Genomic DNA, 24,746 nt, shown 5'->3' with positions numbered 1-24,746 from the left:
TGGGAGCACGCGCCGTGCAAGGAGTATCCGTGGTCGTGACGCAACTCGATGTCGCTCGTCGTGCGGGCCCCGGTTCCGTCGTGGGGCTGAGGCGCTGACGGCGACGGCCCCGGTGGAGCGGATCCACCGGGGCCGTCGCCGTTCGCGCGGTCGTCAGTCACCGGTGATGATGCGGCGGAGGTCCTCGATGGGGATCTTGGGGGAGCGGTCGGCGCGCACGAGACCGTTCGTCTCCTGCCCCGTGTCGGTCAGCTGCGTGTAGCAGAAGCCTGCGAGCGGGGCGGCGGCGCGGACGGCCCCCACGATCCCGCCGACGCGCCGTGCGAAGTCCTGAGCGTCGCTCGCCGAGCTGTACCCCCAGGCGCCCTCGACGTCCTGGTCGATGTAACTGACGCCGCCGAACTCGGTGAGCATGACCGGTTGCCCGGCGTCCGGCTGTCCGACGGAGATCCGCCGCCCCGCCGGCCCGAACCCGTCGAACAGGTCGGTGATGGCCGCGGTCGAGCCGTACCGGTGCGCGAGGATCTCGGGGTCCGCCTCGTAGTCGTGCACGGTCCAGATGTCCGATCCGGCGTGTTCCCACCCGTCGTTCGAGATCACGGGGCGCGAGCCGTCGAGGCTGCGCGTGAGATCGGAGATCGACCGGCTGAACGCCTGTTGGCGCGGATCCGAGGCGATGTGCTGCACGCCCCAGCTCTCGTTGAGCGGCACCCACGCGACGATCGACGGGTGGGAGCGGTCCCGACGGACGAGAGCCGTCCACTCGGTCGTGAGCGCCGCGATGGCGCGCTCGCTGAACTCGTAGGCGCTCGCCGTCTCTCCCCAGATCATGAGGCCCAAACGGTCGGCCCAGTACAGGAAGCGCGGGTCCTCGGCCTTCTGGTGAACGCGCGCGGCGTTGAACCCGAGGTCGAGGATGAGCTGCACCTCTCGGCGGAGGGCGTCGGCGTCGGGGGCGGCGAGGTGGGACTCCGGCCAGTAGTTCTGGGCGAGCACCGACCGCAGGTACAGGGGGCGGCCGTTGAGCAGGAACCGCCGATCCGTCGCCTGGACGGAGCGCAGCCCGAGGTAACTCGACACGGCATCGACCGCGGAGGACCCGCGCCGGAGAGTGATCGTCGCGTCGATGAGACGCGGTGTCTCCGGGTTCCACAAGAGGTGCTCGTACTGCTGGCCGTTCCGCTGCCTCGCGAGGTGCAGCGTGATCTCCGTCGTGCGATCGAGGAGTCGGACGCTCGTCCGGGCGAGGAGCTCGCCCGCGATGCGCAACTCGACCGTCGCGTCGAGCTCCTCCGCCGGCCGGGCGTCGAGAGTCAGCTCGAGGGCGACGCTGCCGTTCGGCACGTCGCTCGACCACGCGAGGCCCTCGACGTGGGTCTCGGGCACGACCTCGAGCCAGACGGGCTGCCAGATCCCCGTGGTGCGGTGGTACCAGATGGCGTGGGGCTCCTCGAGCCAGTCCTGCTTGCCGCGCAGGATGGCGACGGCGTGCGGATCGTCCACCGCGCGGACCACGAGCTCGTTGTCGCCGTCGCGGTCGAGGACGTCCGTGGCATCGATCGAGAACGGCGTCTGACCTCCTGTATGACTGCCGAGGTGCGTCCCGTTGACCCAGACGTCCGCCGTCCAGTCGACGGCACCGAACCGGATCATCACGCGGGCGCCGTCGCCGGCGGCTCCCGCGTCGGCGATGTCCTCCGCGGTGACCCGACGGCGGTACCACGCGACGTGGTGGTATCCGGTATCGCCGATTCCGGACGCGGGCGACTCCGGCGGGAAGGGGACGACGATCGTGTGATCGAAGTCGACCCCGGCCGGCGCTTCGCGCGGGTCGTCACGGAACGCGAAGTCCCACTGCCCGTCAAGTGGGCGCCACGCTCCTCTCACGAGTTGCGGCCGGGGATAGGTTCCGTCCTGCTGGGAGGCGACGGGAAGGGGTGTCGTCATGTGCTTGCTCGTCTCACGATCTCGAAGGGAATGGTCTTCTCGGTGTCTCCGTCGTCGTCGCCGTCGTCCTGGAGGAGCAGATCGAGGGCGACGGTCGCGATGGCCTCGGTGTCGGGAGCGACCGTGCTGAGCGCCGGCGAGCTGTACCGGGCCTCCTCGATGTCGTCGAACCCGATGATGGCGACGTCGTCGGGCACGACGACGCCGCGGGTGGCGAACGTGTGCATGGCCCCGAGCGCGAGCAGGTCGTTGAACGCGAAGACGGCGTCGAAGTCCACTCCGCCGGCGAGGAGCGATTCCGCGGCGGCCGCTCCGTCCCGTCGGACGAACTGTTCGACGACGCACACGAGCGCCTCGTCGAACGGGATCCCGGCGTCGTCGAGGGCGGCGCGATAGCCCTCCAGGCGGAGATCGGCGGTCTCGGTGGCCGCTCCTTCCTGGGCCCCGATCGCGGCGATGCGTCGTCGACCCGTCGAGATCAAGTGGGTCGTTGCGGCGTGGGCCGCCGCCGCGTTGTCGACGGTGACGTGCGGGAACGGACTCGCGCCGATGTGTTCGCCGAGGAGGACGAGGGGAGTCGTGTCGAGGCGCATCGCGAGGTCCTCCGCCGTGACCGACAAGGCGCTCAGGATGAGACCGTCGGTGAGGGGGACCCCGATGCCGTCGCTGATGCGGCGCTCGGCCTCGGCCTGGCCGTTGGTCTGATGGATGAGGACCGTGATCGATCGGGCCTCCGCGGCCCGCACGAGCGCCGAGGCGAGTTCCGCGAAATAGGGCTGGGCGAGGTCGGGGAGCGCGACGGCGATCATCCCGCTTCGACCGCTCCGCAGATGGCGGGCGGCCGCGTTCGGTCGGTACCCGAGCTCCTTGATCGCACTGCGGACGCGGACCTTCAGATCCTCTCGGACCCAACCGGTCCCGTTCACGACGTTCGAGACCGTCTTCGCCGAGACCCCGACGTAATCCCCGACGTCTTTCAACGTGGTGCGGCTCATGGGACTCCTCTCTCGTCGCCGTCGATCACATCGTTCAACGTTTACCATGCCCGACGTTCTCAGCTCTTGTCCAACGTTTACCGATCTGAAGACCCCGGATGAGTGGTTCATCCACATGGGACTCGTCGACCTCGAACGAGGTGCTGATCGGGTGCTCGCGCGGCGGAAGACGGCGGCCTTCGACCGATTCCAGGAACTCGCGAAGGGCACGGGTACGGTGCGACCCGTCGGCGCGTCCGCCACCGGCGGCTGATCGTTCGGGGCGGACTTCCGGCCGAGGGGTGACGGATGCGTCCGTCGCCCCTCGGCCGTCTCGTCGTGCGCGACCCGCCCGGGACCCCGCCCTCCCCGGTCCCACACGGGAGTTCCGGAATCATAAGCACATGCTTATGAGGCTTTACAGAATCGGTATTGGACGCTTCCCTCCGCCGTCCCACAGACTCGCTCGCAACCGTTCGGATACGGACAGTGGTTGAGGAGGAGTTCACGTGAGTTGGCGCGTTGGTGTGGATACCGGGGGAACGTTCACGGACGTCTGCCTGTACGACGACGAATCGAAAGCGATCGTCGTCGGCAAGATCTCGAGCACACCGGCGGATCCCGGCCGGGCCGTCCGTGACGGTGTGTCTGCGCTCATCGCCCGGGTCGTCGGAGCCGACGAGGCGGGCGGCGCGATGGGCCGTATCGATTATTTCGCCCATGGCACGACCGTGGCGACGAACGCGCTCCTTCAAGGGCGTGGTGCTCGGACCGGACTCATCACCTCCGCGGGATTCCGGGATCTCCTGGAGCTCGGACGCCAACGCCGACCGAAGCTGTACGACCTCGAAGCGCAGAAGCCCGTCGCCCTCGCCCCGCGCGACCTCCGGATCGAGGTGGCCGAACGGGTCCGCTACGACGGAACGGTCGACACCCCGCTCGACCTCGAGGAGGTCAGAGCAGCCGCGGTGTCGCTGCGGGAGGCGGGGGTCGAGGCGGTCTCCGTCTGCTTCCTCTACAGCTACCTGAACCCCGCGCACGAGAGCGCCGTCCGGGCCGTCCTCGAGGAGGAGCTCCCCGGAGTGTTCCTGTCCATCTCCCACGAGGTGTTGCCGGAGTTCCGGGAGTACGAGCGGCTCTCCACCGTGATAATCAATTCGTTCATCGGTCCCGTGATGGAGGGGTATCTGTCTCGACTGAGGCACGGGCTCGCCGCCGATGGACTCCGTGTCGAGCCGAAGGTGACGCAGAGCAACGGTGGCGTCATGTCCTTCGTCACCGCCGAGAAGATGCCCGTTCGAACGGTGCTCTCCGGTCCCTCGACCGGAGTGGTCGGGGCCGCGAGGCTGTCTGCCCAATCGGGCATCGACGACATCATCACGTTCGACATGGGAGGGACGTCCTCGGACGTCGCCCTCGTCACCGACGCGCGTCCCACCTCCGCGACCGGAATGGACCTCGACGGGCGGCCCGTGCGTGCGCCGATGCTCGACATCAACACCGTCGGAGCCGGCGGAGGTTCGATCGCGTGGATCGATGACGGTGGGCACCTCAAAGTGGGACCGCAGAGCGCCGGAGCGGACCCCGGCCCCGCTTGCTACGGCCGCGGCACGACGGAGCCGACGGTGACCGACGCCAACGTCGTGCTCGGGATCCTCAACCAGGAGTCCCTCCTCGGCGGCGCGATGCCGATCGACGCGAGTCTGTCGTTCGCCGCGGTCGAACGGCTGGGTGCTCGTCTCGGGATGTCGACCCTCGACACGGCCCAAGGAATCATCAGCGTCGTGACAGCCAACATGGCGCGGGCGATCCGTGTCATCTCGGTGCAGCGCGGCTACGACCCGGCCGACTATGCGCTCGTCGCTTTCGGCGGTGCCGGCCCGCTCCACTCCGCCCGGCTCGCGCACGAGCTGGGCATGGAGCGGACGATCATCCCGCAGCGCCCCGGCGCGCTCTCGGCACTGGGCATGCTCATGACGGACCTCCGCAGCGACTACACCCGCACAAGCATCACCCTCGTGGCGCCGGAGCAGATCCCGGTCTTCGCCTCGACGTTCGACGCGCTCTCGGCGCAGGCCCGCGACTGGTTCGACGCCGAAGGCCTCGCCGAGGGCGACCGCAGTCTCCGATGGGTGCTCGACGTCCGCTACGTCGGCCAGAACTATGAGATCGGTGTCGAGGTTCCCGTGGAAGAGGTCACGGAGGAGTGGATCGCCCTCGTTGCCGCACGATTCCACAGCGCACACGAGAAACGCTACGGCTACAGCACGACGAGTGAACGCGTCGAGGCCGCCACGTTCCGCGTCGAAGCCATCGGCGATGCTCCGCAAGCCGCGTTCCCGCGCGAGCCGATCGTGGGCGCTGACGCGACGGCCGCGGTGATCGGCGATCGGGACGTCTACCTCCCCGAGGCCGGGCGACGCGTCTCCGTCCCCCTCTACGCGCGTGACGAACTCCGTGCGGGCAACATCGTGACCGGCCCGGCCGTCATCGAGCAGTACGACACCACCGCTCTCGTCCTGCCGGGCGAAGAGGCCGTCGTCGACGAGTACCTCATGATCGTGACCCGTCCGTCGCGCGGCTCGGACCCCTCGGTCGCCGTCGCGTCGGACGAGCGCATCCTCAGCACGAAAGGACAGTCCGAATGAGCGCGACGGCGTCGGAACTCACACCCGTCCAGGTGGAAGTGATCGGTTCGGCACTCGAGTCGATCTGCGACGAGATGGGGGAGGCCCTCGTCAAGACCTCCTACTCGCCCAACATCAAGGAGCGGCGGGACTGCACGACGGGCATCTTCAACGCGGGAGGGGAACTACTCGCGCAGGCCGAGCACATCCCCATGCACCTCGGATCCCTCATGGGGATCGTGAACGCGATCACGGACCGCTACGCGCTCGAGGACATCCGCGACGGTGACTCGTTCGTGGGCAACGACCCCCACATCGGCGGCGGAACGCACTTGCCCGACATCGTGCTCGTCACGCCGATCTTCGTCGAGGGCGCTCTCGCTGGGTGGGCGACGAACCTCGCGCACCACTCGGACTACGCGGAGCGCGGTCACGAGCACATCTTCCAGGAGGGTCTGCGTATCCCGCCCGTGCGGTTCCTGCGCGACTGGACGTATGTCCCCGAGGTCATGGACCTCATTCTCACGAACATGCAGGTCCCCGCCGAGCGCGTCGCCGACTTCAACGCGCAAGTCGCGGCGAACCGACTCGGCGTCGCCCGCTTCCGAGAGATCTCCGAGAAGTACGGGCCTGCGACCATCGAGGCGGCGGGGCAGGAACTGCTCGACTACACCGAGCGCAAGGTGCGCGCGGGGATTCGCGAGGTGCCCAACGGCCGGTACCGGTTCTCCGACACGTTCGACTGCAACGAGCTCGACGAGCAACTGCAGCTCAGCGTCGTGATGACCGTGAGCGACGAACACCTGGACTTCGAGTTCACCGCTCCGGAACAGGTGCGCGCGAGCATCAACATGGTCGAGACGGCGTTGCTCGCGACCGTCTACTACGCCGCGAAGACCGTCGTGGGACCGGACATCCCCGCGAACGGCGGGCTCGGTCGCGCCATCTCCGTGTCGGCCCCGCGCGGCTCGGTCCTCAATTGCGTCGCCCCCGCAGCGGTCAACGGTCGGATCCAGCTCTGCCAGCGCGTCGTGGACCTCGTGCACGGGGCGCTCGCGGACGCCGTGCCCTCCCGCGTGATCGCCGCGTCGAACGGCGCCGTCACGGGAACCCAGTTCTCGGGCACCGACCCGCGCACCGGCCGCTACTACGTCTACCTCGAGACGATCGGCGGCGGCTACGGCGCCGGATGCGCGTACGACGGGCTCGACGGCGTCCAGGCCCATATGACCAACACGTCCAACCTGCCGGTCGAGGCCCTCGAGAGCGAGTACCCGCTCTTCGTGGAGCGGTATGCGCTCATCGACGGCTCGGGAGGAGAGGGGGAGCACCGCGGTGGCATGGGGATCCACCGCCAGGTGCGTGTCGAGCACGACGACTGCCAGTGCGAGGTCGGGATGAGCCGGATGCTCTCCCGCCCGTGGGGGCTTCTCGGCGGGACGGCGGGGCAGAGTGCCCGTCTCGAGAAGAACGGCGTCGTCGTGCCGACCGGAGACGTCGTGCACTTGTCGCGTGGCGACTCCATCAGCGCGATCACGGCGGGAGGCGGCGGGTACGGGGACCCGGCCAACCGCCCGAAGGACGTCGTCCTCCGGGACCTCCGCGAGGAGCGCATCGACTCGTCGACGGCCGAGCGGATTTACGGCGTCACGAATGACGAGAACAGCGGCGGTGCCGCATGACCCCGCTCGACGCCGACGTCGCGGTGGTGGGCCTCGGGTCGTGGGGCGCCTCGGCACTCTGGCGTCTCGCCAGCCGCGGCATGCGTACGATCGGGTTCGAAGCGAACCGCATCGCGCACCCGTACGGGTCGAGCCACGGCCACACCCGGTTGTTCCGGGTCGCCTGTCACGAGCACCCGGGACTGACTCCGGTCGCGCGGCTGGCCCGGGACCTCTGGTACGAGCTCGGCGGGATATCCGGCACCGACCTGCTGCACCAGACGGGCGCGATCTCCATCGGGCCCCGGGGCGGGCGCGCACTCGGGAACACTGCGACGGCGCTCGCCGAATCGGGTGTCGACGCCGAGTGGCGGACGATCGGCGAACTGCGGGAGACCTATCCCCAGCATGCTGCCCTTCCCGACCACTACGAGGGGATCTGGGACGCGGAGTCCGGTTACGTGCTCGTCGAGGTCGCGCTCGTCGCGGCGGTCGACGCGGCGAAGGCGGCGGGAGCGACGGTATACGAACGCACGGCCGTGACTCGGGTCGAGCCGGACGGCGACGCGGTGCTCGTCGGGACGGCGGACCGCACGTTCCGAGTCGGCCAGGTCGTCCTCGCCGCGGGGCCGTGGATGTCGATCATGCAAGACCTCGTCAGCCTCACCGCGTACCGCGCGCCCATGCTCTGGTGGCGGCCCACCGCCTCGCCCGAGGACTTCGAGCTCGAGCGGTTCCCCGCGTTCATCCGGCACTACGACGACGAGAACACGATCTGGGGCCACGGCAGTGTCGGCGACATCCCGGTCAAGGCGGGCCTGTCGAACGACCCGCGATCGAAGATCGCCGTGCATCCTGACCGTCTCGAGAGGTCTGTGCGGCCGGAGCGGGACTGGGCGGGCTCCGCCGAGGTCCTCGACTGGGCCGTCCCGGGCCTCGGCCCCATGCCGTACGAGGTGGCTCCGTGCATGATCACGGAGAGCCCCGACAAGCAGTTCGTCGTCGGACGCATGCCAGGCAGCGAACGCATCGTCCTCGCCGGCGGATGCTCCGGCCACGGCTACAAGCACGCGACGGCGATCGGGGAGATTCTCGCGCGCATCGTGACGGACGAGGAGCGCATCGTCGAGACCGACTTCATGGACCCGCTGCGGTACGCGTGACGAACCGCCGGCATCGTCGCCGGAGGGACAGCACGCGCCGTGGCATCAGACGACCCCGGGTCGTCACCCCACCGCACCATCCATCGAACAGCGATACCCACGCACCACGATCAGGAGGAACCATGTTGCACAGGACAGAGCCGTGGCGGCCGTCGTCGCCCGGCGCACGGCGGAACAAGCGGGCGATCGTGGCCGCGGCCCTCGCGACGGGGCTCGCGCTCACCGGCTGCGCCTCGGCCGCTCCGGACCCCTCGGCGGCGCCCGAACAGACTCTGCGGTTCGGCCTCTCGGGCGAGCCACAGGACGTGAAGGTCGGCGCCGACCAGGGCTCGACGGGCTATACGCTCGACGCGCTCATCCACCGTGGCCTCATGGCGTATGACGCCGACGGTGCGCTCGTTCCCGCGCTCGCGGAGAGCTTCGAGGAGATCGATCCCGCGACCTACTCGTTCACCCTCCGCGAGGGACTCGAGTTCAGTGACGGGACGCCGCTCACGAGCGCGAACGTCAAGAACACGCTTCTCTTCCTCGCCGATCCGGAGAACGGCGCGCGCACCCTCGCCGCCATGCGCAACATCACCGAGGTCGAGACGCCCGACGACCGCACCGCGATCGTGCACCTGTCGGAGAACAACGCCGATTTCGTGGCCTACCTCGCCGACTCGACGGCCTTCATCGCTCCCGACGACGCCCTCTCGGCCGACGCGATCGCGACGGTCGGTGCCGGTCCGTTCGTCATCGAGCAGGACGACGCGGGCGTGCAACTCGTCCTCGCGCGCAACGACGCCTACTACGACGCCGACTCGGTGACGCTCGACAGCATCGACCTCGTGTTCTACCCCGACGGCACGGCACGCACCAACGCGCTCGTGTCGGGAGACGTCGACCTCATCGACTACGTCCCATGGGAGCAGTTCTCGACCCTCGAGTCGACCGACGGGGTGACCATCGACGTCCAGAACGGCCTCCTCATGGACATCGAGTTCAACGTCACCGACGGCCCGTTCGCCGACCCGCTCGTCCGTGAGGCCGTCGCCTATGCGGTCAACCGCGACAGCGTCGTCGACGCGGCGTTCTTCGGCAACGCCAAAGCGATCTACGGACCGCCGATCCCCGAGTCGAGCGACTACTACACGGAGGAGTCGCAGGAGCTCTGGGAGTACGACCCCGAGCACGCGAAGGAGCTCCTCGCCGAGGCCGGCTACCCGGACGGATTCTCCACCACGATCCTCACGACCTCTCAGTACGTCTTCCATCAGGACACCGCGCTCACGGTGCAAGCGGACCTCGCCGAGATCGGGATCGACGCGGAGCTCGACAGTCCGGACTGGGCGACGCGGATGGAGAAGGCCACGAGCGGCGACTTCCAGATGAAGATCAACGGCTGGGGCGGCATCGTGTCCGAGCCCGCCTACCTCGAGTCGTACCTGGGCGGTCCGGACCTCGCGAAGAGCTTCGGCTGGAACGATCCGGAGATCATGGCGGCCCTCGCGGCGGGACGCACGGGCGCCGACGTCGACTCGCGCAAGGCGGCATACTCTGAGGCGATCGATCTCATGGGGACGAACGTCCCGTTCGTCCCCCTCGTGCAGCGCGGTCAGGCGTTCGCCTACAAGGACACGGTGACCGGGTTCTCGAACCTGCCCGGCTTCCTCACGTTCTTCGCCGGCTACACGCTCGCGTCCACGAGCATCAGCGCCGGCTGATCCCGACCGTCCCGCTCTCATCCATCGGAGGACCATGATCTCCTTCATCGCCAAGCGCATCGGCGTCGGCCTCGGACTCGTCTTCGTCGTCTTGACGTTGATCTTCCTGGCCATCCACGCCGTGCCCGGTGATCCGGCGGCCGTCCTCGCCTCCGGTGGAGCGAGCGGGACGGCCACGCCGGAGTCCATCGAGCGACTGCGCGAACAGCTCGGCCTCGACAAGCCACTCGCCGTGCAGTACCTCGACTACCTCGCGGGCGTCGTCACGGGGGATCTCGGCTCGTCGTTCCGCGACAGTCGCCCCGTCGTGACGACGATCCTCGAGCGGCTCCCCAACACGATCGAACTGGTCGTGCTGGCGTGCGTCGTCGGCGCGGTCGTCGGCGTCGTGCTCGGCGCCGCCGCCGGTCGCTTCGGCGGCTGGGTCGACTCGCTCGTGACCGCGTTCTCGAGTCTCGCGATCTCGGTCCCCGTCTACGTGCTCGGTACGGTCTTCATCCTCATCTTCTCGCTCACGCTCGGCTGGTTCCCCGCAGGGGGGTTCGTGAGCTGGCAGACGGACCCCGTCGGGCATCTGCGCTTGCTGCTGCTGCCGGCGCTCACCCTCTCGATCGCGTTCATCGGTGTGACAGCGCGGATGACACGCTCCTCCGTCGTCGAGACGTCACGGATGGACTGGGTGCGGACGGCGCGGTCGTGGGGGCTCACCCCCTCGCGTGTCTTCTCGCGCCACGTACTGCGGAACTCGATGACTCCGGTCGCGACCGCGATCGGACTCGAGGTCGGGATCATGCTCGGCTCGACGGTGCTCGCAGAGCGCGTCTTCAACTATCCCGGGCTCTCCGCGCTCCTCGTCGATTCGGTCGTGAACCGGGACTACCCCGTTGTGCAAGGAATCGTCATCGTCATCTCCGTGCTCTTCATCGCGATCAACATCGCGGTCGACCTCGTCTACCGCTTCCTCGATCCGAGAGTGAGGTAGCCCCATGCTCAGCCGATTCCGCCGGATCGCCGGCGCCTTCAGCGTCGTGCGGTGGACCGCGCTCGCCTTCGTCCTGCTCCTCGTCGTGCTCTCGGTGCTTGCGCCGATCGTCGTCCCGACCGATCCGCTCGCCCAGGACGTCGCCAATCGCCTCCTGTCGCCCGGTACTCCCGGTCACGTTCTCGGGACCGACGAGTACGGCCGGGACGTCCTCGCCCGCATCCTCCACGGAGCGCGCGTCGAGCTGCTCATCGCCCTCGGAGCGAGCGCGGTCGCTGCGGTCATCGGCTCGCTGCTCGGCCTCGTGGGCGGCTACTTCGGCGGCGTCGCCGAGTTCCTGACCATGCGGCTCGTCGGCGACGTGCTGCTCGCGTTCCCCCCGGTCATCCTCGCGCTCCTGATCGTCACGATCTACGGACCGGGGGAGTGGACGCTCATCGCCGTGATGGGCATCCTCTTCGCGCCCGGCTTCGCGCGCATCGTGTACGGACAGACGCTCTCGGTCAAACGCCTCGAATACGTGGATGCGGCGAAGGCGTTCGGTGCGCGGACCGCGACGGCGCTGTTCCGGGTCGTGCTCCCGAACGTGACGGCCCCGATCATCGTCCAGTTCTCGCTCGTCATGGCCTCGGCGATCCTGCTCGAGTCCGGGTTGAGCTACCTCGGTCTCGGGGTGGTCGCGCCGGCACCGTCCTGGGGCGGCATGGTGGCGTCGGGGCAGCGGTACATGGGGAACGACCCTTCGACGATCCTCGTCCCGAGCATCGTCGTGGTCCTCACGATCCTGTCGTTCGGCCTCTTGGCCGATGCGCTGCGCGACCTGCTCGATCCTCGCGCGAGGAAGGGAAACCATGCCTGAGAACACACCGACCGCCGACTCGGCGTCGACGACGGCCTCCGCCGTGCTGCGCGTCCGTGACCTGTCCGTCGAGTTCGGATCGGGCTCCGACTGGCGGGCCGTCACGCACGACGTCTCCTTCGACGTGCGGGCGGGTGAGACCGTCGCGCTCGTCGGCGAGTCGGGCTCGGGGAAGTCCGTGACGGCGATGTCCGTTCTCGACCTCCTCCCCGGCAACGCACGACGGCGGGGCACGATCGAGCTGTGCGGGGAGGACCTCGTCGGAGCGGGCGCGGCTCGGATGCGGGCGGTGCGCGGTCGTGACGTGGGCGTCGTGTTCCAGGAGCCGATGACGGCCCTGAACCCCGTCTACACGATCGGCACTCAGCTCCGGGACGTCCTGCGCGCACACGCCCGATTGAGCCGGCCCGAGGCGGACCGGCGGGCACTCGACCTGCTGCGCCTCGTGAACCTGCCGGACCCGGAGCGTCGGCTCGGACAGTACCCGCACCAGCTGTCGGGGGGACAGCGTCAGAGGGCGATGATCGCGATGGCGATTTCGGGGGACCCGAAACTGCTGATCGCCGACGAACCGACGACCGCACTGGATGTGACGGCTCAGGCCGAGATCCTCGATCTCCTGCTCGACCTCCAGTCCCGACTCGACATGGCGCTGCTCCTGATCACGCACGACATGGGCGTCGTCGCGGACATGGCGACGCATGTCGTCGTCATGAGGGACGGCCGAGTCGTCGAGGACGCGCCCACCGCCCGTCTCTTCGCCGCTCCGGAGCACGCCTACACGCGGGAACTGCTCGACTCGGTGCCGTTCCTCGGCCGGAGTGAGATCGTCGAGCGGCAGCCGACGATCTCACTCCGCGTGGTCGAACCGGAGGAGCCCGCGGCGACGCGCGACGACCCGACCGACACGGTGCTCGACGTGCGCGACCTCGTGATCCGCTACCCGGGTCGCTTCGGCGAGAAACCCTTCGTCGCGGTGGATCACGTCGATCTGCGCGTCGGGCGGGGCGACGTCGTGGGACTCGTCGGTGAATCCGGGTCCGGCAAGTCGACCATCGGCCGCGCCGCGATCGGTCTCGTCCCGGTGACCTCGGGCTCCATCCGTGTCGCGGACGTCGACCTCGCGAAGGCATCGCGAGCGCAGATGCGCTCGGTCCGGCGGGCGGCGTCGATCGTGTTCCAGGACCCGGCATCATCACTCGACCCTCGAGCGACCATCGGTGCAAGTATCGCGGCTCCGCTGCGCTGGAACGACGTCGAGAAGGACCCGCGCCTCCGGGCACGGAGAGCGCGAGAACTGCTCGAACTCGTCCGACTCCCCGCCGATTGGGTGGACCGATACCCTCACGAGTTGTCCGGCGGGCAGCGCCAACGCGTCGGTATCGCCCGCGCCCTCGCCGTCCGGCCGAGCATCCTGATCGCCGACGAGCCCACATCGGCCCTCGATGTCTCCGTACAGGCCGCCGTGCTCCGGCTGCTGCTCGAGCTGCAAGCGGAGCTCGGCTTCTCCTGCCTCTTCATCAGCCATGACCTGTCCGTCGTCGAACGACTCGCTACGCGGGTCGTGGTCCTCAATCGCGGCCGGGTCGAGGAGCAGGGCGACACGCGTCAGATCCTGCACCATCCGCAGGAGGAGTACACCCGGCGTCTCATCCAGGCCGTCCCGGTGCCGGATCCCGTCGTGCAGGCGGATCGCCGTCGACTCCGCCTCGAGAGCGCGAACGCCTCGTGAGCGACACGGCGCCGGGAGCCACGCCGGGCGACGCGCTCTCCTAGGCTGACGCCATGGAGACCCGGCGCCTCGAGTATTTCGTCGTCCTCACGTCGGAGAGGAGCTTCGGGCACGCCGCAGCGCGGCTGCGCATCTCGCAGCCGGCGCTGTCCCAGCAGATCCAACGACTGGAGCGGGACCTGGGCGCGAAGCTCATCGACCGTTCGGTCACGCCGTTCGAGCTCACCCAGGCGGGCATCAAGCTCCTCGCCCACAGCCGGAAGCTGCTCGACGATCTCGAGGAGATCGACGCCCTCGTGACGGACTCGCGCGTCGGTCGGGTCGGACGCCTGCGCATCGGGATCGTGCCGTCGCTGCTGTACGGCGACCTCCCGGCGATGATCCGCACGTTCCAGGGGCTGTTCCCCGGTATCGATCTGCGCGTGAGCAAGGAGAACACCAACGACGTCGTCGACATGCTGTCGATGGCGCAGATGGACGTGGGGCTGCTCTATTCGAAGCCGCGCGGTGAGGTGCTGAGCCACTCGGAGTTGTACGTCGACCCCTACGTCGTGGTGCTGCCGTCGGACCATCCGCTCGCCGTGCAGGACGAGGTCTCGCTGGGGCAGTTGCACGACGAGGAGCTCCTGATGTTCCCGCGCCATGGTGCGCCGGAGGCGTACGACGGCATGATCGCGGCGTGCGTCGCCGCGGGCTTCTCGCCGCGTCGCACGATGATCAGCGGAACGACGTACACGGATCAGATCGGTTTCGTGGCAGCCGGACTCGGTGTGAGTCTCCTCCCCAGTCGACTCGCCACGGTACGGATGAACGGCGCCGTGTACCGGCCCATCGCCGCCCCCGCTGTCACCTCGATCGCCACGATCGTCTGGAACTCCTCGGTTCAGGACCCCACGAAGGGCATCTTCGTCGACTGGTTCCGCCGCCGCGTCCGCGAGACGGCTCCCGCGCCGCTGCGCCGGTGACCGGTGCCGCACCGCTCCGACCGAGGTCGGAACGGCGCGGCCGGACTCAGGGCGCGACCGGTCCCGAGCCCGCGCCCGTCCGCTCGATCACGGCCGCGACGGCGGCGTACTCCTCCGACGTCAGCTCGATGCGCGAGCCGCCGATCCAGCCGCCGATTTGGTCGGGGCGACGCGCGCCGACGATCGCGGCGGTGACGCCGGGGAAGCCGAGCACCCACCCGATCGCCGCTTCCGCCGTCGTCACGCCCCGGTTCGCCGCGATCTCGGCGAGGGCGTCCGCTACGGCGAGGTTGCGGCTCAGCCCCTCGCCGCGGAAGTCGTCGTGCCGTGACCGCCAGTCGTTCGAGGGGAGCGCCGCAGCGCGTTCGGCGGAGAACGAGCCGGTCAGCAGCCCGGACTGCATCGGACTGTAGACGATCACACCCGTGCCGTTGGCCGCGCACCAGGGGATGACGTCAGCGGCAGCGTCGCGGTAGATCGCCGAGAACGGGGGCTGCAGCGAGTCGACGTGACCGATCGCCTCGGCGCGCGTCAGCTCGTCGACGTCGTGGTTCGAGAGGCCGATCGCTCGGACCTTACCCGCAGTGCGCAGGTCCACGAGTGCGGACCAGTACTCCTCAAGGGGCGTACCGTCCTCGGCCGGCCAGTGCATCTGGTAGAGGTCGATCGTGTCGACGGCGAGGCGGCGCAGCGAATCGTCCACCTCTCGGCGGAGGCTGTCCGGGTGCCCGACCTTCCGCTCCCCGGTGTCGAGCGCGTCGTCCTCCGACCATACGAGGCCGCCCTTGGTGAACACGAGCGGGCGCTCGTCCTCCGAGAGCTGCTGCAGTGCTGCGCCGACGACGGCCTCCGAATGACCACGCCCATAGACGGCGGCGGTGTCGATCCAGTCAATGCCGGCGTCGACGGCCGCGAGAATGGTCTGCACCGACTCGTCGTCGTCCTGTACCCCCCAGCCGTACGACCAGGCCGAGCCCCCGATGGCGAACGCGCCGAGTCCCACGCGCGTGACGTCGAGGCCGCTCGTGCCGAGGGGAGCGGACGAGAGCGGTGTCGAGGGGGCGGTGTCGGTCATGAGGGGGTTCCTTTCAAACGGGACGGGGTGCCGGCGGCCACGGCGGCCGTCGGACGGGAGATGAGCGAGATGAGGTGGGCGGCCTGCTGCTCGACGGCGGCGCGGGCGGCGCGGAGGTAGCGTCGGGGGTCGACGACATCGGGCTCGTCGGAGAGCAGTGAGCGGATGGCATCGGTCATGACCCTGTTGAGCTGGGTCGAGACGTTCACCTTCGTGATCCCGCTGACGACGGCTTCGGCGACGAGGGCGTCCGGCACCCCGGAGGTGCCGTGCAGGACGAGTGGGACGGACACGGCCGAGCGGATGCGCCGGAGCAGCTCGAGGTCGAGAGCCGCGGACTGGGTGACCATCGCATGGGACGAGCCGATGGCGATCGCGAGTCCGTCGACTCCCGTCGCCGCGACGAAGTCGGCGGCGTCAGCGGGGTCCGTGCGGGCGTCGGCCACATGGGCGCCCTTCCCGCCGACCTCGCCGAGTTCGGCTTCCACCCAGAGCCCGTTCTCGTGTCCCCACAGGGCGGCTTCGCGCGTGACGCGTGTGTTCTCGTCGTCATCGAGCGCAGACGCATCGATCATGAAGGAGCTGAACCCTGCGGCTGCCGCCGTGCGACAGAGTTCGAGTGATGTCGCGTGATCGAGGTGCAGTGAGACCTCGGCCTCGGAACGCTCTGCGAGAGCGAGGCACGCGGCGGCGAGCGGCGCGACGTCGCCGCCGTGATAGCGGACAGCGTTCTCGCTCACCTGCAGGATCACGGGTGCGGCGCACCGTTCCGCGGCCGTCACGATCGCTTGCGCGTGTTCGAGTTGGATGACATTGAGGGCGGCGACCCCCCGCCCGGTCGCTCGCGCTCCGGCGACGAGATCGGCGGTGGTGGCTACGGTCATACGATCGGGTCTCCTCTCGGACCGGACGTATCGTCCGGGTATGTGGTCCTGTCGGGTCCCGGAGCAGCACCCTCGACGGCGCACTGCGCGAGGAGGGCGGCTCCGAGGGCGGAGAGCTCCGACTCGACGAGGAAGGTGAGGGGCAACGGGCTCGTGCGAGCGCGGATGCGGCGCCAGAGCGGCTGCGCGACGGGGGCTCCGCCGACGAGGACACGACGCGCGGTCGTGTCGCAGGCCTGCATGAGACGGCGAGTGATGTCGGCCGCGGCGGCCGCTTGGGACTGCAGGATGTCGAGGATCGGGCGGAGGTCGGCCTCGCCGGGGACGATGGCGCCGTCCGTGGGGCCGTCGAGACGGGAGAGCGCGTCGTAGAGCGCGTCGAGGTCCTCCTCGGTCCCGCTCGCAGCGAGCGCCTCGGCGAACGCTGCCCCGGAGGACTGGGCGACGTGCACGTAGGCGTGGCGACCGTCCACAAACGTGCCGATGTCGAGAGCCGCGTCGAGTGTGCCGTTCGGGACCTCGTCGACGAGCACGAGTTGCGACTCCGACGTTCCGACCGAGATGAACACGTCGCCTGTCTCCCGTGCGCCCGCGCCGAACGCGCCGCAGAAGTGGTCGTGGCCTCCGGCGACGACGGGCACGCCGAGCGGCAACCCGTGCGCGGTCGCGATGTCGCCGGCGGTCGCGCCGATGGCACGGCCCGAGTCGGCGAGCGCGGGGAGGCCGAGCGCTCCGATTCCGGGGATTCCGGCGTAGCGCTCCTCGTCCCACTCGCGGTCGGCGGCGTTGTAGAAGTCCGTGCGTGAGGCATGCGAGCGATCCATCACGGCGGTGCCGGCCCCGACCGCGCCGACCAGCCGTGCGGCGACGTATCCGGACAGATCCGTGAACGAGGTCGCGGACGCGACGGCTTCGGGGGAGCGGAGGGCGAGGGAGGCGAGCTTGAACCGCGACGCCTCCGGGTGGCGAGGGGAGTCGTGCGTGACGGCCGGATCGACCGCGTACCACGTGGGCACCGAGCCGACGGCCGCTCCTGACACGTCGACGAGCACGACCTCCTCGCCGACGGACGCGACGCAGACGCCGCCGAGGTCCTCGCCCCCGACGACGTCGAGCACGGCGCGTGTTACGGATGCGGTCACGTCGAGCACGTCGTCGGGCCGCCGCCGATCGCCGTCGGCCCGACGCTCGACGGGGGTCGCCGTCGATGCGGCGTGCAGGACCCGGCGCGACACGGCGTCGTAGACGAGCGCCTTGGTCCGGGTCGTCCCGACGTCGATGCCGAGGTAGCGGGTCACCGGGCGCCCCTCTCCTCGGGCTCGCGGGCGTCGGAGGGGGAGAAGGTGACGTCGCGCGCATAGCCGGCGAGCGCGCTCGTGTCGTCGAGGCCCGCCTGCAGCTGGGCGGCGTTCGCGACTCCACCGGCCGTCGCTCGACGGAGGGCGTCGGCGAGTGACCCGCCGTCGGCGACGGTTGCGACGAAGCACGCGAGGAAGGTGTCCCCGGATCCCGTCGCGTTGACGGCGTCGATCCGCGGGACGTGCACCGTCCACACGCCGTCCGCGGTCGCCACCAGGAAGGCCGAGGCGCCCATCGTCACGATGACGACGGACGTGCCGCGTGCCACTTGACGCCGCATCGCCGCCGTCAGTCCCGAGAGGGACGTGGCCTCGGTTCCGGACGCGGCGACCCCCGCAACGGCTTCGAACTCCGTCCGGTTGCACTTCACGATCCACGGGGCCGCCTCGAGGGCCATCCGCAGCACGTCACGGCTCGCGTCGACCGCGACGAGCGCTCCGCGGGAGCGCCCGGTCCGGACGACGTCTGCGTAGAACCCGGTGTCGAGACCCGGCGGGAGACTTCCGGTGCAGACGACGAGGTCGCCGGCCTCGAGATCGGTTGAGAGGCGCCGCGTGAGTTCGGCGACCTCGGTCGCGGAGACCTCCGGACCCGGTTCGTTGAACACCGTGGACCGGCCCGTCGACTCCTCGACGATCACGGGGGTGATCCGCGTCTCCCCTCGGATCGGCGTGTGCCGGTCGTCGATACCGAGGGTGCGGCACTCGCGCGCCGCCAACTCGGCGACGGGACCGCCCAGGAAGCCGTAGAGGCTCACGTTCACGCCGAGCGAGCGGACGGTGCGGGCGACGATGAACGACTTGCCGCCCGCCTTCGCGACGACGGAGCGAACGCGGTGCACGTGCCCCGGGACGAGGTCTCCGACCGTCTGGATCCGGTCCATCGCAGGGTTGGGGCCGACGATACGGATGCGGTGGGTGGTCGTGGTCGGCCAGTCGCGCGGGTCGATCGGCTCGGTCGAGTCGGGCATCCTCACAGCACCTCGGACAAGAACGATCGCAATCGAGGGGACTGCGGATCGCCGAAGATCTGCTCCGGGGGGCCCTGCTCGACGATGCGGCCGGCATCCATGAAGACGACCCGGTCCGCGACCTGACGGGCGAAGCCCATCTCGTGGGTCACCACGACCATCGTCATACCCTCGCTCGCGAGTTTCATCATGATGTTCAGGACGCCCTTGACCAGTTCGGGATCGAGCGCAGACGTCACTTCGTCGAACAGCATGATGCCGGGTTGCATGGCGAGGGCGCGTGCGATCGCGACGCGCTGCTGCTGGCCGCCGGAGAGGTTGAAGGGGCGGGACGAGGCCTTCGCCTCGAGCCCCACTTCGCGCAGCCGGTCGAGGGCGATGCGCTTCGCCTCCTCCTTCCCGACGCTCTTCACCCGCTCGAGGGCCACGGTGATGTTCCGTTCCACCGTCATGTGCGGGAAGAGGTTGAAGCTCTGGAACACCATGCCGATGTGGCTCCGGACGGCGTTGATGTCGGTGCGGATGTCCGTGATCTCGTCGTCACCGACGCGGATGGACCCCGAGCTCGGCACCTCGAGGAGGTTCATGCTGCGCAGGAGGGTGGACTTCCCGGAGCCGGACGGTCCGATGATGCACACCACCTCGCCGGGGCGGACGTCGAGGTCGATCCCCTTCAGGACCTCGTTCTCCCCGAACTTCTTGTGCAGACCGTTCACGGTAACGCCGAACGTGGTCATGCGTGTGCTCCTTCACTCTCGGTGGTGTCGACGGCGTCCTCGATGATCACGGGGACCTTCCCGGTCCGCAGCCGCTTGTCGAGCCAGTTGACGTAGTAGGTCAGGGGGACCGTGATCAGGAGGTACACGAGCCCGGCCGCGACGAGCGGCGAGAGGTTGCCGACGCGCTGCGACATGTCCTGGCCGATGCGGTAGAGCTCGCGCTCGCCGACGGCGAGTCCGAGGACGTAGACGAGGCTCGTGTCCTTCACGATGCCGATGAACTGGTTGGTGAGGGCGGGGAACACGTTGCGGACGCCTTGCGGCACCACGATCCGTGCCATCGCCGTGCCGTAGCTCATGCCGAGCGCCCGTGCCGCCTCGAGCTGGCCGTGGTGGATGCTCTGGATGCCCGAGCGGAAGATCTCCGCCATGTAGGCGGAGCCGATCAGGCCGAGCGAGACGATCCCGTAGGGGTAGGCGCTCGGCCCGAACGGCTGCACCCCCATGTAGGGCAGGCCCTGCCCGATGAGGAAGATCGTCAGGATGACCGGCAGACCGCGCAGCAGGTCGACGTAGACCCGAGCGGGCCAGCTGAGCCAGCGATGCCGCGAGATGAGCGCCATCGCGATGAGCATCCCGATGAGGAGCGCGATGAGGGTCGCGGAGATCGCGAGGATGAGCGTGTTGACGAGTCCGACGGCCACGAGATCTGGCAGCACCTTGAGGATCAGCTCAGGGTTGAAGAACATGTCGATGAAGTCGTTCATGGTGGCAGTTCCAATCGACGACGGTGGCGGGCCGTGGGGCCCGCCACCGGAACGTCACTCGTTGGGGTAGGAGTTGTCCGGGTGCTCCGCGTAGTAGCCGGACAGGAAGTCGAGTTGCGGCTGGACGTCCTCCGTGGTCACCCACGTCGTGAAGATCTCCTCGTACGTGCCGTCCTCGAGCATCTCGCGCAGGGTCTGATTGATCGCCTCGCGGAGGTTGTCCGCGTCCTGGCGCAGGACGATAGCGGCCCCCCGGTTGTCGTCGTTCACGGCGCTGAACGCGACGCGCACGTCGTACTGCTGCACGTACTTGTCGGCGGCCTGGCCGTCGAAGAAGGCAGCGTCGATCGTGCCGCCCTCCAGGGCGTTGAAGAGCGGTGCCTCGGCCGGGAAGTAGACGATCTCCGAGTCGGTGAAGTACTGCTCTGCGTACTCCGCGTTCCGGCTCGCGGACTTGACGCCGACCCGCTTGCCCGCGAGGTCGTCGGCCTCCTCGATGGCCGACTCGGTGGGGACCGTGATCGACATGACACCCGTGTACGTGGGGAGCGAGAAGGAGACGGTTTCACGACGCTCGTCGGTGTCCGCGATGGAGGACGCCGCAGCGTCGGCCTGCCCGACGGCCACACTCGGAAGGATCGTGTCGAACTCCTGCGTCTTGATCTCGAGGGTGAGACCGAGACGGTCGGTGACCTCGGTCAGCATCTGCACGTCGAAGCCCTCGAACTCGTCGTCGTCGTTGACGGATGCGAAGGGGGCCGCATCGCTGTTGACGAGAAGCTGCAGGGTGCCCGGCGTGACGGTCTCGAAATCGGCTGTCTCCTCCGATCCCGTGCTCGTGCTCGCGCTCGTGCCGGCGCAGCCGGCGAGGGCGAGCGCCGCGACGGCGAGGACGATGGTGCTGGTCGTTCTGTTTCTCATGTGGCGCTCCTGGTGGTTGTGTGTTGACGGGTGAAGCGGTGCGGGTCGAGTGGAGAGATGTCGGTAGTGGTCCGGCCGAGGATGGCGAGATCCGCTCCGATCTCGCCGATGGCCGGCGAGTGCTTGAAGCCGTGACCGGAGCACGCGGCGAGGAGGACGACGTCGGGGTGTTCGCGCAGCGTGCCGACGGAGAAGTTCTCGTCCGGAGTGAGCGTGATCATGCACCCCTTCGCGTGCACCGCCGTGGGCACGAGTCCGTCGAACTGCCGGGAGACGAACTCCTCGACGCGCGCGGTCTCGGCCGCAGTGACCTCGGCCGGGTTCCGCGACGGGTCGCCGACCACGGGACCGTCCTGATCGTGCAGCCCGACCTTGACGCCGAACTCGTCGATCATCGGCGCGCCCCAGCCGCGGAGATCCCCGTCGTCACGTGTGAAGACGGGGAAGCGCTCGGGCGTGAAGTCATCGGCGCTGCCGTCCCGGGGAGTGAACCAGGTGAGGATGGCCCGGCGAACCACGAACGGCGTGGGGAGGTCGGGCAGGAGGCGAGCCGCCCACGCTCCGGCCGAGAGGATCAGCTTCTTCGCGACCACCGTGCCCCGGTCGGTCTCGATCGTGACGCCGTCCACGGTGTCGTCGATGCTCAGCACGCGCGTGCCGTCCCAGACGGTCGCCCCGGCGGCACGGGCGAGCTCGACCGCCGTCGTGATCGCGAGTTCGGGGCGCACGACGCCCGTTGCCGGATCGAGGAGCCCGCGATCCCCGTCGAGCACACGGTGCTGCGGGAACCGGTGGCGGAGCTGCTCGGGGTCGAGGACCTCGAAGGGCATGTCCCGAGCCTCGAGCGCCGACCGGGTGTCGCGGATGAGGTCTCCGTCGGCCGGACCGATGGTGACGCCGGACACGAGGCTCAGGATCTCGCGGCCCGTCTCCTGCTCGAGTCCCGCCCAGATCTCCCGGGAGCGACGGGCGAGGTCGACGTACAGCGGTCCTTCCGACGCGCCGCCGCGGAACAGACGCGAGCGGCCGTGCGACGAGCCTCGATCGTGCCCGATCGGGAACTGCTCGATGCCGAGCACGGACGCTCCCCGTCTCGCAGCGCTGAGCAACGCGTGGCTGCCCGCCGCCCCTACTCCGACCACCGCGACATCAACGGTCTTCTCGATCACGTCTGTGCTCCCTTGCTGTGTTGGATGACACACAACCACAGGCAAACACAGATGGTCAAGAAGAAATACAGAATGAAACAAAGCTAAGATCAGAACGAAACGCGGACGTAACGGAGGCTCACGAGGCCACCGCTACTGTTGCTCCGAGACTGACGGAACGCGACCTCCAGGAGGAGACAGGCATGAGCGACGGCGATCGGCTGTATGCGGAGGAACGCCGATACGCGATCGTCCAGAGCGCGCGTCGCGCCGGCCGCGTGGAAGTGGCTGCGCTCGCGCAGGAGTTCGGCGTCACGCCCGAAACGGTGCGAGTCGATCTCAATGCACTCCAGGCTTCCGGCATTCTTAAGCGCGTGCATGGTGGCGCCGTGCCGGTCGAACGCACACTCTTCGAACCGCAGATCGCCAGCCGCGTGGAGTTCGCCGACGAGAAACGCGCCATCGCCGGTGCGGCGCTCGCCGAACTCCCCGAGGCGGGGGCGGTATTCCTCGAATCGGGCTCCACGTCGATGTTCCTCGCCGAACAACTGCCCCGCGGCCGCTCGCTTTCCGTCTTCACGAATTCGCTCCCGATCGCGACCTACCTCGCGACCGTGCCGGAGTACACCGTGCATACCCTCGGCGGTCGCGTCCGCCCCGTGACGCTCGGCGAGGTCGACACGGTCGCGATCCGCACCCTCCACGGGGTGAATATCGACGTCGCCTTCCTCGGCACGAACGGGCTCTCGGCCGAGTTCGGACTCACGACTCCCGACCAGGCGGAGGCCGATTTCAAACGTGCGACCCTCGCGAGCGCCCGCCGACGTGTGCTTCTCGCGGACCGCAGCAAGGTCGGGACCGTCGCTCTGTGGCGGTACGGCGATGTGAGCGACGTGCATGTCGTGGTCACGAGTTCGCGGGCCGACGAGCGCGAGATCGGGGCCCTGCGCGAGACCACGGGACGCCTCGTCCTCGTGTGACCTCGCCCCGTGTCAGACGGCGACGGCGACGCTGACGGCGACGGGAGAGCATTCGAGCAGCTCGCCCACTTCGCCGGGCAGGTCAGCCACGACCTCCGGAACCCGCTCATGACCATGTCCGGCTTCATCGAGATCGTGAGCGACAGTCCGGAGCTGGAACGCACCGCAAGGCGCCGCCGCCCTCGCTCGAGCCGAGTCGGCCGCCGACCGCGTGGCCGCGATGATCACCGACCTGCTGCGCTTCGCCCGCATCGGCGGCGCACATCCCCGGCGAGTCGAGATCGACCTCGACGGCCTCGTCGCCACGGTGGTGGAGGACCTGCATAACGGGTGTTCGGTCTGATGGAGCGCGGCGGCGCCGAAGAGGTCGTGGGGACGGGGATCGATCTCTCCACCTGCCGGCGCATCGTCGAGGCGCACGGTAGCCGCAGCGGCATCGAGGACTCGTCGCTCGGCGGGGCCAGCGTCTGGTTCGTCATCGCCGATACCGCCGCTGACCCCGCCGCTTCGCCGGTCACCTCTCCCCCGGAGCGGATCAGCGGGCCCTGACCAGGGCTCCGCGTGCCGCGGCGTCGATCGTGTCGGACACGACCGCCGGCTGGGTCAGGAAGAGTGCGTGGCTCGCCGAGACCGTGGTGATCTCGGCGCCGATCCGCGACGCCATGTGCTGCAGCATCGCCTGGTCGAACGCCTTGTCCTCCCGGGCGATGACGGCCCAACTCGGCTTCGTGCGCCATGCCGCGTTCTGAACGGCCGCGCCGAAGGCCGACATGTTGATGGGTACCTGCGAGTCGCGCAGGAAGGCGGCGTCGGCGTCGGTCGTGTCGTGCGCGAATCCGGCCTTGAACGCGTCGTGGTTGAGGATTCCGAACCCGTCGTCGCCCACATCGATCACGAAGTCCGGAGTGGGGGCGAATCCCTCGTACTGCTGAGCCGTGGTCTCGCCGGCGTCGGGTGCGAGCGCGGAGACGTAGACGAGGCCCGCGACGTTGGGGTGGACACCGGCCTCGGTGATGACCGTGCCGCCCCACGAGTGGCCGACGAGGATGGAGGGACCCGACTGGCGGTCGAGGATGCGCGTGGTCGCGGCCACGTCGTCCTCGAACGAGGTGAGCGGGATCTGCACGATCGAGACGGTGTAGCCGCGCGCGGTCAGGTTCTCGTACACGGGCCGCCAGCCCGAGCCGTCGGCGAACGCGCCGTGCACGAGCACGACGTTCCTGATCGGCTCATCGGGCGTCGCCGAGGGGGAGATCTCCGCCGTGGTGTCGATGGTGCTCATGATGCTGTCCCTTTCCGTCGTGACC

Annotated in this window: 23 protein-coding genes and 1 pseudogene; 13 read left to right on the top strand and 11 right to left on the bottom strand. The window is 69.1% G+C overall.

What is annotated here, in order from left to right; genetic code table 11:
- Positions 1 to 153 precede the first annotated feature (153 nt).
- Entirely contained in the window at positions 154 to 1,947 is a 1,794-nt protein-coding gene (locus ELQ92_RS14990) for a glycoside hydrolase family 2 protein (RefSeq protein WP_128500144.1), read from the bottom strand.
- Positions 1,944 to 2,942, bottom strand: coding sequence for a LacI family DNA-binding transcriptional regulator (locus tag ELQ92_RS14985; RefSeq protein WP_128500143.1), 999 nt, complete (start codon positions 2,940 to 2,942; stop codon positions 1,944 to 1,946). Before ELQ92_RS14985 ends, ELQ92_RS14990 begins: the two co-directional genes overlap by 4 nt.
- Before the next feature lie 115 nt (positions 2,943 to 3,057).
- Between ELQ92_RS14985 and ELQ92_RS16370 the strand changes: the two genes are divergently transcribed.
- The 9 genes from ELQ92_RS16370 (at position 3,058) to ELQ92_RS14945 (ending at position 14,616) form a co-directional block, all read left to right on the top strand.
- Positions 3,058 to 3,195, top strand: coding sequence for a hypothetical protein (locus ELQ92_RS16370; RefSeq protein ID WP_166426815.1), 138 nt, complete (start codon positions 3,058 to 3,060; stop codon positions 3,193 to 3,195).
- Positions 3,196 to 3,430: 235 nt separating this feature from the next.
- Positions 3,431 to 5,569 carry a hydantoinase/oxoprolinase family protein gene (locus ELQ92_RS14980; RefSeq protein ID WP_128500142.1) on the top strand — a complete coding sequence of 713 codons (2,139 nt, stop codon included), beginning with the start codon at positions 3,431 to 3,433 and terminating at the stop codon, positions 5,567 to 5,569.
- Complete coding sequence (locus tag ELQ92_RS14975; protein ID WP_128500141.1) at positions 5,566 to 7,230, top strand: hydantoinase B/oxoprolinase family protein; 1,665 nt, start codon at positions 5,566 to 5,568, stop codon at positions 7,228 to 7,230. Before ELQ92_RS14980 ends, ELQ92_RS14975 begins: the two co-directional genes overlap by 4 nt.
- Positions 7,227 to 8,372, top strand: a complete 1,146-nt coding sequence (gene solA / locus ELQ92_RS14970; protein WP_128500140.1) for an N-methyl-L-tryptophan oxidase — start codon at positions 7,227 to 7,229, stop codon at positions 8,370 to 8,372. Before ELQ92_RS14975 ends, solA (ELQ92_RS14970) begins: the two co-directional genes overlap by 4 nt.
- Before the next feature lie 122 nt (positions 8,373 to 8,494).
- Positions 8,495 to 10,078, top strand: a complete 1,584-nt coding sequence (locus ELQ92_RS14965; protein WP_166426814.1) for an ABC transporter substrate-binding protein — start codon at positions 8,495 to 8,497, stop codon at positions 10,076 to 10,078.
- A gap of 34 nt (positions 10,079 to 10,112) precedes the next feature.
- A complete protein-coding gene (locus tag ELQ92_RS14960; RefSeq protein WP_128500138.1) occupies positions 10,113 to 11,060 on the top strand; it encodes an ABC transporter permease in 948 nt (315 codons plus the stop codon).
- A 4-nt stretch (positions 11,061 to 11,064) separates the two neighbouring features.
- On the top strand, positions 11,065 to 11,919 hold the full coding sequence (locus tag ELQ92_RS14955) for an ABC transporter permease (RefSeq protein WP_128500137.1): 855 nt from the start codon (positions 11,065 to 11,067) through the stop codon (positions 11,917 to 11,919).
- Positions 11,912 to 13,651 carry an ABC transporter ATP-binding protein gene (locus ELQ92_RS14950; RefSeq protein WP_128500136.1) on the top strand — a complete coding sequence of 580 codons (1,740 nt, stop codon included), beginning with the start codon at positions 11,912 to 11,914 and terminating at the stop codon, positions 13,649 to 13,651. Before ELQ92_RS14955 ends, ELQ92_RS14950 begins: the two co-directional genes overlap by 8 nt.
- Before the next feature lie 53 nt (positions 13,652 to 13,704).
- The gene (locus ELQ92_RS14945) at positions 13,705 to 14,616 is read left to right on the top strand and encodes a LysR family transcriptional regulator (RefSeq protein WP_128500135.1); all 912 of its coding nucleotides are present in this window, start codon (positions 13,705 to 13,707) and stop codon (positions 14,614 to 14,616) included.
- Between the two features lie 46 nt (positions 14,617 to 14,662).
- Here the strand turns inward: ELQ92_RS14945 and ELQ92_RS14940 are convergent, their stop codons facing one another.
- Genes ELQ92_RS14940 through solA (ELQ92_RS14905) form a run of 8 tightly spaced genes read right to left on the bottom strand, consistent with a single transcriptional unit; the run spans position 14,663 to position 22,480 of the window.
- Complete coding sequence (locus ELQ92_RS14940; protein WP_128500134.1) at positions 14,663 to 15,691, bottom strand: aldo/keto reductase; 1,029 nt, start codon at positions 15,689 to 15,691, stop codon at positions 14,663 to 14,665.
- On the bottom strand, positions 15,688 to 16,575 hold the full coding sequence (locus ELQ92_RS14935) for a class II fructose-bisphosphate aldolase (protein WP_128500133.1): 888 nt from the start codon (positions 16,573 to 16,575) through the stop codon (positions 15,688 to 15,690). Before ELQ92_RS14935 ends, ELQ92_RS14940 begins: the two co-directional genes overlap by 4 nt.
- A complete protein-coding gene (locus ELQ92_RS14930) occupies positions 16,572 to 17,873 on the bottom strand; it encodes an FGGY family carbohydrate kinase (protein WP_128500132.1) in 1,302 nt (433 codons plus the stop codon). The genes ELQ92_RS14935 and ELQ92_RS14930 overlap by 4 nt, the downstream gene beginning before the upstream one ends.
- Positions 17,870 to 18,904 carry a 1-phosphofructokinase family hexose kinase gene (locus ELQ92_RS14925; protein WP_128500131.1) on the bottom strand — a complete coding sequence of 345 codons (1,035 nt, stop codon included), beginning with the start codon at positions 18,902 to 18,904 and terminating at the stop codon, positions 17,870 to 17,872. Before ELQ92_RS14925 ends, ELQ92_RS14930 begins: the two co-directional genes overlap by 4 nt.
- A 2-nt stretch (positions 18,905 to 18,906) precedes the next feature.
- Positions 18,907 to 19,641, bottom strand: coding sequence for an amino acid ABC transporter ATP-binding protein (locus ELQ92_RS14920; protein WP_128500130.1), 735 nt, complete (start codon positions 19,639 to 19,641; stop codon positions 18,907 to 18,909).
- Complete coding sequence (locus ELQ92_RS14915; protein ID WP_128500129.1) at positions 19,638 to 20,390, bottom strand: amino acid ABC transporter permease; 753 nt, start codon at positions 20,388 to 20,390, stop codon at positions 19,638 to 19,640. The genes ELQ92_RS14920 and ELQ92_RS14915 overlap by 4 nt, the downstream gene beginning before the upstream one ends.
- Before the next feature lie 54 nt (positions 20,391 to 20,444).
- The gene (locus tag ELQ92_RS14910) at positions 20,445 to 21,311 is read right to left on the bottom strand and encodes an ABC transporter substrate-binding protein (protein WP_128500128.1); all 867 of its coding nucleotides are present in this window, start codon (positions 21,309 to 21,311) and stop codon (positions 20,445 to 20,447) included.
- Positions 21,308 to 22,480, bottom strand: a complete 1,173-nt coding sequence (gene solA, locus ELQ92_RS14905) for an N-methyl-L-tryptophan oxidase (RefSeq protein WP_166426813.1) — start codon at positions 22,478 to 22,480, stop codon at positions 21,308 to 21,310. The genes ELQ92_RS14910 and solA (ELQ92_RS14905) overlap by 4 nt, the downstream gene beginning before the upstream one ends.
- A gap of 182 nt (positions 22,481 to 22,662) precedes the next feature.
- Here solA (ELQ92_RS14905) and ELQ92_RS14900 point away from each other — a divergent pair, with 182 nt between their 5' ends.
- From ELQ92_RS14900 to ELQ92_RS14890, 4 genes and pseudogenes are all read left to right on the top strand, one after another.
- Positions 22,663 to 23,439 carry a DeoR/GlpR family DNA-binding transcription regulator gene (locus ELQ92_RS14900; protein WP_243695067.1) on the top strand — a complete coding sequence of 259 codons (777 nt, stop codon included), beginning with the start codon at positions 22,663 to 22,665 and terminating at the stop codon, positions 23,437 to 23,439.
- Between the two features lie 9 nt (positions 23,440 to 23,448).
- Positions 23,449 to 23,583, top strand: a pseudogene (locus ELQ92_RS16825) (histidine kinase dimerization/phospho-acceptor domain-containing protein); the annotation flags it as partial.
- 76 nt (positions 23,584 to 23,659) lie between these two features.
- A complete protein-coding gene (locus ELQ92_RS16740; RefSeq protein ID WP_279432177.1) occupies positions 23,660 to 23,782 on the top strand; it encodes a hypothetical protein in 123 nt (40 codons plus the stop codon).
- Positions 23,770 to 23,988 (top strand): hypothetical protein, encoded by a 219-nt coding sequence (locus tag ELQ92_RS14890; RefSeq protein WP_128500125.1) that lies wholly within the window; start codon positions 23,770 to 23,772, stop codon positions 23,986 to 23,988. Before ELQ92_RS16740 ends, ELQ92_RS14890 begins: the two co-directional genes overlap by 13 nt.
- Here ELQ92_RS14890 and ELQ92_RS14885 read toward each other — a convergent pair.
- Positions 23,975 to 24,721 (bottom strand): alpha/beta fold hydrolase, encoded by a 747-nt coding sequence (locus ELQ92_RS14885; protein WP_128500124.1) that lies wholly within the window; start codon positions 24,719 to 24,721, stop codon positions 23,975 to 23,977. The two genes, ELQ92_RS14890 and ELQ92_RS14885, sit on opposite strands and share 14 nt — an antisense overlap.
- Positions 24,722 to 24,746: the final 25 nt, after the last annotated feature.

Origin of the sequence: Labedella populi, from assembly GCF_004078655.1 — a bacterium.
In the GTDB taxonomy this organism is placed as follows: domain Bacteria; phylum Actinomycetota; class Actinomycetes; order Actinomycetales; family Microbacteriaceae; genus Labedella; species Labedella populi.
The sequence above is the reverse complement of the archived record's forward strand: the minus strand, read 5'-3'. Positions and strand labels throughout refer to the sequence as shown.

Bases quoted from the DNA above. Each gene is read 5' to 3' on its own strand.
- ELQ92_RS14990 (WP_128500144.1), bottom strand. From the start codon at position 1,947: ATGACGACACCCCTTCCCGTCGCCTCCCAGCAGGACGGAACCTATCCC.
- ELQ92_RS14985 (WP_128500143.1), bottom strand. From the start codon at position 2,942: ATGAGCCGCACCACGTTGAAAGACGTCGGGGATTACGTCGGGGTCTCG.
- ELQ92_RS16370 (WP_166426815.1), top strand. From the start codon at position 3,058: ATGGGACTCGTCGACCTCGAACGAGGTGCTGATCGGGTGCTCGCGCGG.
- ELQ92_RS14975 (WP_128500141.1), top strand. From the start codon at position 5,566: ATGAGCGCGACGGCGTCGGAACTCACACCCGTCCAGGTGGAAGTGATC.
- solA (WP_128500140.1), top strand. From the start codon at position 7,227: ATGACCCCGCTCGACGCCGACGTCGCGGTGGTGGGCCTCGGGTCGTGG.
- ELQ92_RS14965 (WP_166426814.1), top strand. From the start codon at position 8,495: ATGTTGCACAGGACAGAGCCGTGGCGGCCGTCGTCGCCCGGCGCACGG.
- ELQ92_RS14960 (WP_128500138.1), top strand. From the start codon at position 10,113: ATGATCTCCTTCATCGCCAAGCGCATCGGCGTCGGCCTCGGACTCGTC.
- ELQ92_RS14955 (WP_128500137.1), top strand. From the start codon at position 11,065: ATGCTCAGCCGATTCCGCCGGATCGCCGGCGCCTTCAGCGTCGTGCGG.
- ELQ92_RS14950 (WP_128500136.1), top strand. From the start codon at position 11,912: ATGCCTGAGAACACACCGACCGCCGACTCGGCGTCGACGACGGCCTCC.
- ELQ92_RS14945 (WP_128500135.1), top strand. From the start codon at position 13,705: ATGGAGACCCGGCGCCTCGAGTATTTCGTCGTCCTCACGTCGGAGAGG.
- ELQ92_RS14940 (WP_128500134.1), bottom strand. From the start codon at position 15,691: ATGACCGACACCGCCCCCTCGACACCGCTCTCGTCCGCTCCCCTCGGC.
- ELQ92_RS14935 (WP_128500133.1), bottom strand. From the start codon at position 16,575: ATGACCGTAGCCACCACCGCCGATCTCGTCGCCGGAGCGCGAGCGACC.
- ELQ92_RS14925 (WP_128500131.1), bottom strand. From the start codon at position 18,904: ATGCCCGACTCGACCGAGCCGATCGACCCGCGCGACTGGCCGACCACG.
- ELQ92_RS14920 (WP_128500130.1), bottom strand. From the start codon at position 19,641: ATGACCACGTTCGGCGTTACCGTGAACGGTCTGCACAAGAAGTTCGGG.
- ELQ92_RS14915 (WP_128500129.1), bottom strand. From the start codon at position 20,390: ATGAACGACTTCATCGACATGTTCTTCAACCCTGAGCTGATCCTCAAG.
- ELQ92_RS14910 (WP_128500128.1), bottom strand. From the start codon at position 21,311: ATGAGAAACAGAACGACCAGCACCATCGTCCTCGCCGTCGCGGCGCTC.
- ELQ92_RS14900 (WP_243695067.1), top strand. From the start codon at position 22,663: ATGAGCGACGGCGATCGGCTGTATGCGGAGGAACGCCGATACGCGATC.
- ELQ92_RS16740 (WP_279432177.1), top strand. From the start codon at position 23,660: ATGATCACCGACCTGCTGCGCTTCGCCCGCATCGGCGGCGCACATCCC.
- ELQ92_RS14885 (WP_128500124.1), bottom strand. From the start codon at position 24,721: ATGAGCACCATCGACACCACGGCGGAGATCTCCCCCTCGGCGACGCCC.